At 72.4% G+C, this 9768-nt stretch carries 8 protein-coding genes, 1 tRNA gene and 3 pseudogenes; 10 read left to right on the top strand and 2 right to left on the bottom strand.

The features are described from left to right. Positions 1 to 82: 82 nt before the first annotated feature. Entirely contained in the window at positions 83 to 1234 is a 1152-nt protein-coding gene (locus H8R17_RS43070) for a Gfo/Idh/MocA family protein (protein WP_187828627.1), read from the bottom strand. Between the two features lie 109 nt (positions 1235 to 1343). Between H8R17_RS43070 and H8R17_RS43065 the strand changes: the two genes are divergently transcribed. From H8R17_RS43065 to H8R17_RS43030, 8 genes and pseudogenes are all read left to right on the top strand, one after another. Next, positions 1344 to 2348, top strand: a complete 1005-nt coding sequence (locus H8R17_RS43065) for a LacI family DNA-binding transcriptional regulator (protein WP_187828626.1) — start codon at positions 1344 to 1346, stop codon at positions 2346 to 2348. Between the two features lie 64 nt (positions 2349 to 2412). Then, the gene (locus H8R17_RS43060) at positions 2413 to 3279 is read left to right on the top strand and encodes a dioxygenase (RefSeq protein WP_187828625.1); all 867 of its coding nucleotides are present in this window, start codon (positions 2413 to 2415) and stop codon (positions 3277 to 3279) included. A gap of 2 nt (positions 3280 to 3281) precedes the next feature. Then, positions 3282 to 4352 carry a maleylacetate reductase gene (locus tag H8R17_RS43055; RefSeq protein ID WP_187828628.1) on the top strand — a complete coding sequence of 357 codons (1071 nt, stop codon included), beginning with the start codon at positions 3282 to 3284 and terminating at the stop codon, positions 4350 to 4352. Positions 4353 to 4459: 107 nt separating this feature from the next. Continuing rightward, the gene (locus H8R17_RS43050) at positions 4460 to 5110 is read left to right on the top strand and encodes a GntR family transcriptional regulator (RefSeq protein ID WP_187828624.1); all 651 of its coding nucleotides are present in this window, start codon (positions 4460 to 4462) and stop codon (positions 5108 to 5110) included. Between the two features lie 79 nt (positions 5111 to 5189). Then, a pseudogene (locus H8R17_RS43045) lies at positions 5190 to 5681 on the top strand (hypothetical protein). Next, positions 5678 to 5830 (top strand): annotated as a pseudogene (locus H8R17_RS43040) (4-carboxy-4-hydroxy-2-oxoadipate aldolase/oxaloacetate decarboxylase); the annotation flags it as partial. The pseudogenes H8R17_RS43045 and H8R17_RS43040, both read left to right, overlap by 4 nt. Positions 5831 to 5931: 101 nt before the next feature. Beyond that, positions 5932 to 6231: pseudogene (locus H8R17_RS43035) on the top strand (PrpF domain-containing protein); the annotation flags it as partial. A gap of 335 nt (positions 6232 to 6566) precedes the next feature. After that, positions 6567 to 6640: transfer RNA gene (locus H8R17_RS43030), tRNA-Pro, on the top strand. Positions 6641 to 6797: 157 nt separating this feature from the next. On the opposite strand, the gene H8R17_RS43025 is transcribed toward H8R17_RS43030, so the two are convergent. Next, on the bottom strand, positions 6798 to 7688 hold the full coding sequence (locus tag H8R17_RS43025; protein ID WP_187828623.1) for a class I SAM-dependent methyltransferase: 891 nt from the start codon (positions 7686 to 7688) through the stop codon (positions 6798 to 6800). Positions 7689 to 8044: 356 nt separating this feature from the next. Between H8R17_RS43025 and H8R17_RS43020 the strand changes: the two genes are divergently transcribed. Continuing rightward, positions 8045 to 8590, top strand: a complete 546-nt coding sequence (locus tag H8R17_RS43020) for a hypothetical protein (RefSeq protein ID WP_187828622.1) — start codon at positions 8045 to 8047, stop codon at positions 8588 to 8590. Positions 8591 to 9159: 569 nt separating this feature from the next. Continuing rightward, a complete protein-coding gene (locus tag H8R17_RS43015; protein ID WP_187828621.1) occupies positions 9160 to 9630 on the top strand; it encodes a hypothetical protein in 471 nt (156 codons plus the stop codon). Positions 9631 to 9768 lie beyond the last annotated feature (138 nt).

Here is a 9768-nt window from a genome sequence, read left to right as displayed (position 1 = left end):
AGCCCTGTCTGGCAAAGGGGAAGGAATCTGCCAGACACCAACCTCCCAACCAGACACACCGTAATTAAGCAGCGACACACCACTAGACGGTCACCCAGGCACCGGACTGCGCCGAGCGCGCCATCGCCTCCAGTACGGCCGCGCTGCGCACGGCGTCCGCCAGGGTGGCTCCGTGCGGGGCGCCCTCGGCGATCGAGCGCAGGAAGCGGGCCGCCTCGATGACCTTGAGGTCGTCGTAGCCCATGGCGTTCGCCGCGCCCGGCTGGAAGGCCGCGAACTCGCCGGCGCCGGGGCCGACGTACACGGTGCTCACGGGCTGGTCCTGGTAGGCCGTGCCGCGGCTGACGCCCAGCTCGTTCATGCGGCGGAAGTCCCAGAACACCGCGCCCCTGGTGCCGTGCACCTCGAAGCCGTAGTTGTTCTGCTCGCCCACCGAGACCCGGCAGGCCTCCAGGACGCCGCGGGCGCCGGAGGCGAAGCGCAGCAGGCAGCTGACGTAGTCCTCGTTCTCGACCGGGCCGAGTTCGCCGCCGGACGCGCGCGTGTGCCCCGCAGTGGCGCCCACGGAGCGGGCCCGCTCGGACAGGAAGATCGCCGTGTCGGCGGTCAGGGAGTCGATGTCGCCGAGCAGATGGCGGGCCAGGTCCGCGCCGTGCGAGGCCAGGTCGCCCAGCACGCCGCTGCCGCCGCGCTCCCGCTCGTACCGCCAGGTCAGCGCGCCGTCGGGGTGGGCCGCGTAGTCGCTGAACAACCGGATCCGCACATGCGTGACCGTGCCGATCTCACCGGAGGCGATCAGCTCGCGGGCCGCCTCCACGGCAGGCGCGCCCCGGTAGTTGAAGCCGACCGCGCCCTGGACGCCGGCCTTGGCGACCGCGCCGGCGACGGCCCGGGCGTCCTCGGCCGTGAGCCCCACCGGCTTCTCGATCCAGATGTGCTTGCCGGCCTCGGCCATCGCCACGCCGATCTCGCGGTGCAGGAAGTTCGGGGCGGTGATGCTGACCGCCCGCACGCGCGCGTCGGCGGCCACCTCGCGCCAGTCGCGGGTCGTCGAGGCGAACCCGAACTGCGCGGCGGCCTCCTCGGCCCGGCCCGGCACCTCCTCCGCGACCGTCACCAGCTCCGGGCGCAGGGGCAGCTGCGGATAGTGGTGCGGCACGCGCGCGTACGCCTGGGTGTGCACCCGGCCCATCCAGCCGAATCCGACGACGGCGACACCGAGCCTGTCCACCATGAGAGCCCCTCTTTGGACCGTTCCAGAACTGTCTCGCCCACAGTGGGCGCCGTTTCACCACTGTGTCAACTCTTTGACAAGGGGGAACGGCCCATGGAACGGTCCAGGCATGAGACCGCCGACGATCCGCGACGTGGCCGACCGGGCCGGCGTGTCCAAGTCGCTGGTGTCGCTGGTGCTGCGCGGCTCCGGCCAGGTGCGCCCCGAGAAGCGGGAGGCGGTGCTGCGGGCTGTCCGGGAGCTGGGCTACCGGCCGAACGCCGCCGCGCGCAGCCTCAGCGAGCAGCGCACCCGCACGGTCGGCGTCCTCATGAACGACCTGCGCAACCCCTGGTTCGTCGACCTCCTCGACGGCCTGAACTCCCTGCTGTACGCGGGCGGCCTGCACATGCTGCTGGCCGACGCCCGCCTCAACCGCCGCACCGGCCAGGACCCCACCGGTCCGCTCCTGCACCTCGGGGTCGACGGCCTGGTGGTGGTCGGCACGCTGCCCGACCCGGCCGCGCTCGGGGCGGTCGCCGAGCGGATGCCGGTCGTGCTGGCGGGCGCCCACGAGCCGGTGCCGCCCGGCGTGGACCGGGTCGCCGGCGACGACGAGCACGGCGCCCGGCTGGTCACCGAGCACCTCATCGGCCTCGGCCACCGCCGGATCGCGCACATCGCGGGCTACGGCGCCGTCGGCGACCTGCGCCGCCGCAGCTTCGAGGCGGCCATGCGCGCCCACGGCCTCGCGGACGGGGCGCTCGTCGAACCCAGCGACATGACCGAGGAGGGCGGCTACCGCACCACCGTCCGCCTGCTCAGCCGCCCCGACCGCCCCACCGCCGTGTTCGCCGTCAACGACATCGCCTCCGTCGGCGCCCTGTCGGCGGCCGAGGAGCTGGGCCTGCGGGTCCCGCACGACGTGTCCGTGGTCGGCTACGACAACACGAGCATCTCCCGGCTGCGCCACGTCTGGCTCACCACCGTCGACAGCGCGAGCCACGAGGTCGGCCGCCGCGCCGCCCGCTGCCTCCTGGACCGCTTCGAGCGGGCCGGGGGAGAGGGGCAGGTGCACCTCGCCGCGCCCACGCTGGAGATCCGGGGAACGACGGCAGCCCCTGCCGGGACCTGACGCCGATGACGTGACTGTGCGTACGGTGGACATGGGTGACGTGCCTACCGGGCAGGGAGCCGCCATGACCACCGACGCCACTGACACCACGGTCACCGACGAGGCCGTGCACAGCCTGAACGGCACCGCGGACCCCCGGCTGCGCGACCTGCTCACCGCCCTGATCCGCCATCTGCACGCCTTCGCGCGCGAGACCCGCCTGACCCGCGAGGAGTGGGAGCGGGCGATCGGCTTCCTCACGGCGACCGGGCAGGCTTGCACCGACACCCGGCAGGAGTTCGTCCTCCTGTCGGACGTCCTCGGGCTGTCGATGCTCCTCGAGACCATCAACGGCGACCACGCGTCCGGTGCCACCGAGTCCACGGTCCTCGGACCGTTCCACATGACCGAGTCGCCCGTGCGGGAACTCGGCGCGAGCATCGACCTGGTGGGCGACGGCGAGCCCTGTGTGGTCAGCGGCCGGGTCCTGTCCCGGGACGGCACCCCGCTGCCCGGCGCCCGCCTCGACGTGTGGCAGGCCGACGCGCACGGCTTCTACGACGTGCAGCGGCCGGACGTACAGCCGCCGGGCAACGGCCGCGGCCTGTTCACCACGGACGCCGAGGGCCGCTTCTGGTTCCGCACCTGCGTGCCGAGCCCCTACCCGATCCCCACCGACGGACCCGTAGGCGACCTGCTCCGGGCCACCGGTCGCCACCCCTACCGTCCCGCCCACATCCACTTCATCGCCTCGGCCCCGGAGCACACCCCGGTCACCACGCACATCTTCGTCGCGGGCGGCGCCCACCTGGACTCCGACGCGGTGTTCGCCGTCAAGCAGAGCCTCGTGCACGACTTCGCGCCGACCGACGACCCGTCGCTGGCCCGGGAGTTCGGGGTGGCGACCCCCTTCCGGCACGCCCGCTTCGACCTCGTACTGGAGCCCTCGTGACGCTGAACTTCTCTTACGAGGCCCTGCCCACCCGGGTCGTCTTCCGGCCCGGCGCCGCGGTGTCCGCGACGCCCGGCGAGGCAGAACGGCTCGGGCTGCGCCGGCTGCTGGTGATCTGCGGCAGCCGCGGCGCGGACACCGCGCGGGCCGTCGCCGCCGCGCTGGGGCCGGCCTGCGCGGGCCTGCACGACGGGGCCCGCATGCACGTACCCGCCGAGGTCGCCCACCGGGCCGTCGAGGTGGCCCACGCGGCCGGCGCCGACGGGATCGTCGCGGTGGGCGGCGGCTCGTCGATCGGCCTCGGCAAGGCGATCGCCCTGCGCACCGGCCTGCCGCTGATCGCCGTGCCGTCCACCTACTCCGGCTCGGAGATGACCCCCGTCTGGGGCCTGACCGAACACGGCGTCAAACGCACCGGCCGCAACCCGGCCGTGCTGCCCCGCAGCGTCGTCTACGACCCCGGCCTCACCCTCTCCCTGCCCGTGCCGCTCTCCGTCACCAGCGGCGTCAACGCGCTCGCCCACGCCGTCGAGGCGCTGTACGCCCCCGACACCTCGCCCCTCATCGCGCTGCTGGCCGAGGAGGGCGTCCGGGCGATGGCGCGGGCACTGCCCGAGGTGGCCGCCGGCCCTGAGTCCCTGGAGGCCAGGAGCCGCGCCCTGTACGGCGCCTGGCTGTGCGGCTCCTGCCTGGGCGCCACCACCATGGGCCTGCACCACAAGCTGTGCCACGTCCTCGGCGGCACCTTCGGCCTCCCGCACGCCGAGACCCACACCGTGGTCCTGCCGTACGCCCTGGCCTACAACACACCCGCCGCCCCGCAGGCCGCCGCCACCGTGGCCCGCGCCCTGGACGCGGACGACGCCCCGCGCGCCCTGCGGGACCTGGCCGTGGGCCTGGGCGCACCCCGCTCCCTCGCCGAACTCGGCCTGGCGGAGATTGACTTGCCGGACGCGGCCGAACGTACGGCGGGGGAGTCGTACGCCAACCCCCGCAAGGTCACCGGGGGCGGCGTGCTGGCCGTACTGCGGGCGGCGTACGAGGGCGCGGAACCGGCGACGGCCGCTCTCTGAGCGCAGTGCCCGAGGGCATGGGCGTGCGCAATGTCCTGGACAAAATTGTTGACAATCTTGTTTGGCTAGATTTACGTTCGACACGCACTCACTCAGGGAGGGCAGCGATGCCGAACCAAGCCCGTCCGAGCACCGGAGAGCAGGCCAAACAGCATGCATGCGCGCAGCTGCGGCAGGCGATCCTGCACGGCGAGATGGCGCCGGCCCAGCGGCTGGTGGAGAACGAACTCGCCGAGCAGTTCGGTGTGACACGGGCCAGCATCCGGGCGGCGCTGATCGACCTGGAGGCCCAGGGCCTGGTCGAGCGGATCCGCAACCGGGGTTCGCGGGTGCGGGTGGTGACCGTGGAGGAGGCGGTCGAGATCACCGAGTGCCGGATGGCCCTCGAAGGGCTGTGCGCGGCGAAGGCGGCCGTCGCGGCCGACGACGACCAACTGACCGCACTGACCGACCTGGGCACGGCGATGTCCAAGGCGGTGGCCGACGGCGAGCCGCTGACCTACTCCGACCTCAACCACGAACTGCATGCCCGGATCCGGGAGTTCTCCGGCCAGCGGACGGCCGTCGAGCTGCTGGAGCGGCTCAACGCCCAACTGGTTCGCCACCGCTTCCAGTTGGCGCTGCGGCCGGGGCGCCCGCAGCAATCCCTGAACGAGCATCTGACCGTCATCGAGGCGATCAGGGCCAGGGACCCGCAGGCGGCCGAGGCGGCCGTCCGCGCCCATCTCACCAGCGTGATCGCCGCCTTGCGCGACTGACGCCCGGCGCGACGACCGACGCCGACACAGGCTGCAGCGCCCCGAAGGCGAACCGCCTGAAAGAGGAGCGATCTCAGCGATGACGCACGCCCAGCCGCCCGCTACCCCACGATCCACCCTCGTCGTCACCGCCCACGCGGGTGACTTCGTCTGGCGGGCCGGCGGAGCGATCGCGCGGCGGCCGCCGCCCGGGGCGGCCGAGGTCCGCTTCTTCGACGCCGGCGATCATCCGCTGCTCCCCACCCCCGAGTTGACCGACCGACTCGTCACCGTCCACCGCGAGACGCAGCCCGACGTCGTGCTCACCCGCCCGGCGGCGGGGACCCCTACGACGGCGACCACCCGGCCGCCCACCGTACGGCTCCGGAGATGGGCGGCTTGCGCCCCGAGGACCTGCTCGACATCACCGAGGTGGGGGAGATCAAGCGCAAGGTACTACTACACCGACCTCGCCGTCCGCCGCCGCGTCCAGCTCGGGCGCAACGCGGGACCCAGCCTGGGCCTGCCGCACAAGGCCATGGCCGAGGCCTACATGCGCTTCTACCCGCAGGTCACCAAGGAGCTGGCATGAGCGGCGTGATCGTCACCAACCCGCCGAAGGCGGCCCTGAAGGACGTCGAGGCCGTCGCCGCGTACGGCGTCGTCACCGTGCACGAGGCCATGGACCGCACCGGGCTCCTCGGCCCCGGCATCCGCCCGGTCCAGCAGGGCGTACGCCTGGACCGCCACGGGTTGCGCGAGAAGCTCGTCCAGCTGGGCGTGACCTGCCGGTCGTACGACGACTGCGTACCGGACGGTGGGCCGTCGTGACCGTGCCCTGCATGCTCATGCGCGGCGGCACCTCCAAGGGCGCCTACTTCCTGGCCGGGGACCTGCCCGCCGACCCCGCCGCCCGCGACGGCCTGCTGCGGATCATGGGCAGCCCCGACCCGCGCCAGCTCGACGGCCTGGGCGGGGCGCACCCGCTGACCAGCAAGGTGGCCGTGGTGTCGGCCTCGCCCGACCCGCGCGCCGACGTCGACTACCTCTTCCTCCAAGTGGCGGTCGACCAGCCCGAGGTGAGTGACCGTCAGAACTGCGGCAACAAAGGCCGAGCGCGCCAAGGGGCAGGCCTGGGGCCTGAAGACCATCGAGTCCTTCCACACGCACGGGACGCCGCCGGTCGACTGAGACGGGCCGGCATGTTCGTCTACGGCTCGGTGCTGCCCCTGCCCCACATGCTGGATCCGGTGCTGGGCGCCAAGGCGCTGCTCACCGCCGGTGCCGCACTGGGCGCGCTCGCCTGCGCCGTGCTCGCCCTGCTGTGCCTGGCCGCGGCCCTGGCGGCGCTGCTGGTCCCGGTCGGCCGCGCGGCACGTCCGGTGGCCCCGGCGGCTGACCCCGAGCCGGAGCCCGTCGCGCGTATGAGGTAGGGTTTACCTGCGTGTTCACCCGGCCCACGGCCGGGGAGCCGCACCGGGACGTGGCGCAGCTTGGTAGCGCACTTGACTGGGGGTCAAGGGGTCGCAGGTTCAAATCCTGTCGTCCCGACAGTGCGAAGGGTCTTCACAGGCGAGAGCCTGTGGGGGCCCTTTTCGTGGGGGCCGTTTCCGGCCACCGCAGAGCGTCTTGTGGATCCGGGCGCTGGACTCGTTCAGCCCGAGACTGACGTCGCCCGCCTGACGGTCATCCGCCGCGCGGCTCATGATCACGGGTGCACGGCGGTGACGAGCCAGTAGCGGCCCATCAGCCGCACGCCGGTGGCGCCCTGATACGCGCGGAAGGCGTCCGCCGCGGCCTGCCGCGCGCGCTCCTCCGCGACAGAATCGGCGTTCGCCTCGCGCAGCCAGTGGCGCAGCGGTCCGAAGCCGAAGAGGAAGCGGGCGGCGTCCTGGGCGTCCCTGCCCCAGTGCTGGGGCGCTTCGATGTCCTCGACGGCCACGTCGCCGAAGCCGGCGTCCGCCAGGACCCGTCCGGTGTGGCCGGGGTCGGCGAAAGCCAGCGGGCTCGGGCCGGTGGACTGTGACAGATCGGGCAGCCGTACGTGCTCCGCGATCGCCGCGAAGACGGTGGACTGGTCCATGCGGCCGAAGTCCTGCGGGCAGACGAAGGCGAGACGTCCGCCGGGGCGCAGGGCTCGTCCGATGGTGCCGAATCCCTCGACCGGGTCGGCGAAGAACATGACGCCGAAGCGGCTGACGGCGGCGTCGAAGGCGGCCTCCTCGAAGCCGTACACCTGCGCGTCGGCCTGTACGAAGTCCACGTTGCCGACGGATTCGGCGGCGGCGCTCGCCCGGGCCCGCTCCAGCATGGGGGCCGACAGGTCGATGCCCAGGGCGTACGCGGCGCGGCCTGCGGCGAGGCGGGTGACGCGGCCGTTGCCGCAGCCGATGTCGAGGACACGGTCGGTCGGTGTGAGGGCCGCCGCCTCGAGGAGGGGGACGTTGGCACCGTCGTTGAGGGCGTCGTAGCGGTCCTGGTGGTCGGCCCAGTGCCGGCCCTCGTAGCCGTTCCAGGCCGTGGCCTGCTGCGAGTTCACCACGTTGTCCGTGCTGCGCGGGTCGGTCGGGCTGGTCGGGTTGTTCGTCGGATCCGTCATCTCGTCATGGTGACACTATCCGGTGCCCGTGGATACCGCACCAAACGACCCGTGCGCCCTCAGGGGCAGCCGCCGACCGGGCGCCGCACTCACTTGTCCGCTCGCCGGGACTGCTGCCCCGAGATACCGCTCGGGAATCTCCCGGTCCGTCACGTCGCCCTCCCGGATTCCTGATGCGCCGGTGACGGTTTCTCAGCGGCTGACCGGCATGCAGACCCTCATGAACACTGCCGGGACACGGCAATGCATGGGCTGGGTGCCGTCGTGCAGCATGACGTGCTGGGAGCACGGTGGATGGTTCCGGTGCCGGACATCGGCAGGTGTCCGGGCCGGAGTCGGCCGGGGAGCCGTGCGCGATGGACGCATGCCCTGAACGGGAGAGGGGCTGGGACGTGCGGGCGTTTGTGGAGGCTGCCACGGGCCTGCCGACGATCCTGTTCACCACCGCCCTCGTCGTGGTCGTCTGTTTCTGGCTGCTGGTCGCGGCGGGCGCCGCCCGCGTGGACACCTTCGACACGGACGTGGACCCTGAAGCCTGGGGTCTCGGTGGGGTGCCGGTCTCGGTCGCGTTCTCGCTGCTGACCGCTGTCGCCTGGGCCCTCAGCACCGGAGCGACGGTCCTCGTGGCCGCACTCCTGCCCGTGGGGATCGCGGCCGGCGCGCTACGCCTGACCGTGCCGGTTGTGGCGCTGGTCGCCGCCTGGCGGCTGGTCCGCCGGTCGGCACGGCTACTGCACTACCGCCAGCCCGCCGAAACCGGGTCGTCCAGGCCTGCTGAGGGCATCGGCGGCGCCCTGACCGGTCCGGCGCCCGTCCTTCGCGACGAGACCGACCCGCACCTCCGGCGCGTGTCGTGCAGCGGACCTGAGGGCTCGCCCCGGACGCGCGATCGCGCCGCCTGACCGTACAGCGGAGACGGCGCGGCGGCAGGAGATGCTCAGCGAGCAGGAGATGCCGCCGAGCGGCAGGCGGCGCTGACTGGCCGTGAGCGAGTCACCGTCCCGCGGACGCCTCCGTGAGCGGCGATGCCACCGCGGAACCTGCGAGGTCCGAGTCACCGACTGCTTTGCCCCCGCGGCGTGGAAGCTCGGCCAGTACGGCGTGAGCCCGACCGCCACCACCACGCTCACGTCGGGGTCAGCGGCCGCAGCTGGCTGAGCTTCCCGACCATCCACGGCCACCGCGACGGGCTACAACACCCAGTGCCCCGGCCACCAGCTCACGGCAAGCTGGGCACGATTCGCAGCTGGGCCGCGGAACCCGTCATGGGTGGCGCTCCGGTGCCCGGTCGCCATCACCCGGTCGTGTCACGGGCGCAGACAACTGCCGGTGCGGTTTCTAGTCTTGGAGCATGAGACGGCGTCACGGCCACCACGGCTCGCCGAGGGGTTCTCGTCCGGCGACCGCCAACGTGATTCATGACCGGACTTGGGCACCGGAACTGCGCAGTGCCGTTGTCAGCGGGGCACTGTTGTTCACTGCCCTGGCACTGCTGGATCTGTGCCTGATGGAACCCACCGTCGGGCACTTCGTGTCGTGGGCGGTGGCGAGCGGGCTGCTTCTCATCGTCCTGACGCCGCCCAGGGTCAGGGCCGAGCAGCACGAATGGGAAGCACGGGGCCTCTTCACCTGCCAACGCGTGCGCACGGATCGCCTGGCGACGGTCCACATGTCCGAGGGTGTGGCACAGCGCCTCGTTCTGCGTGACACACAAGGTGAACGACTCGTCCTGGACCCGCGGGTCCTGGTCGCCAACCCGCTGCTGTGGCACGCACTCGACAACGGCGCCCGCCGTTCGATCGTGAGAGGAACGCTGGTATGCGGCTCGGACGTCCTTGACCGCCTGGGACAGCGCATCGACAACACGGTGTGCCAGGGGATCCTGGAGTCCTCCGGCCTGAAGCGACCGCCACAGCACAAGAGTTGGTGGCAACGGCACTGAGCAGCTCAGCGTCCTCCGGTTCCCGTGTTGGCGTTCCCGGCCAGGTCAGGCGAGGGCGAAGTAGCGCAGCCACACGTAGACCAGGGACAGAGCGACGGTCACGGCAGTCACGACCAGTCCGTACTTGGTGAACTGCCA

Source organism: Streptomyces sp. TRM68367 (assembly GCF_014495685.1).
GTDB lineage: Bacteria > Actinomycetota > Actinomycetes > Streptomycetales > Streptomycetaceae > Streptomyces.
The sequence above is the reverse complement of the archived record's forward strand: the minus strand, read 5'-3'. Positions and strand labels throughout refer to the sequence as shown.

Coding starts and splice junctions, on each gene's coding strand:
- H8R17_RS43070 (WP_187828627.1), bottom strand. CDS start 1,234: ATGGTGGACAGGCTCGGTGTCGCCGTCGTCGGATTCGGCTGGATGGGC.
- H8R17_RS43065 (WP_187828626.1), top strand. CDS start 1,344: ATGAGACCGCCGACGATCCGCGACGTGGCCGACCGGGCCGGCGTGTCC.
- H8R17_RS43060 (WP_187828625.1), top strand. CDS start 2,413: ATGACCACCGACGCCACTGACACCACGGTCACCGACGAGGCCGTGCAC.
- H8R17_RS43050 (WP_187828624.1), top strand. CDS start 4,460: ATGCCGAACCAAGCCCGTCCGAGCACCGGAGAGCAGGCCAAACAGCAT.
- H8R17_RS43025 (WP_187828623.1), bottom strand. CDS start 7,688: ATGACGGATCCGACGAACAACCCGACCAGCCCGACCGACCCGCGCAGC.
- H8R17_RS43020 (WP_187828622.1), top strand. CDS start 8,045: ATGGACGCATGCCCTGAACGGGAGAGGGGCTGGGACGTGCGGGCGTTT.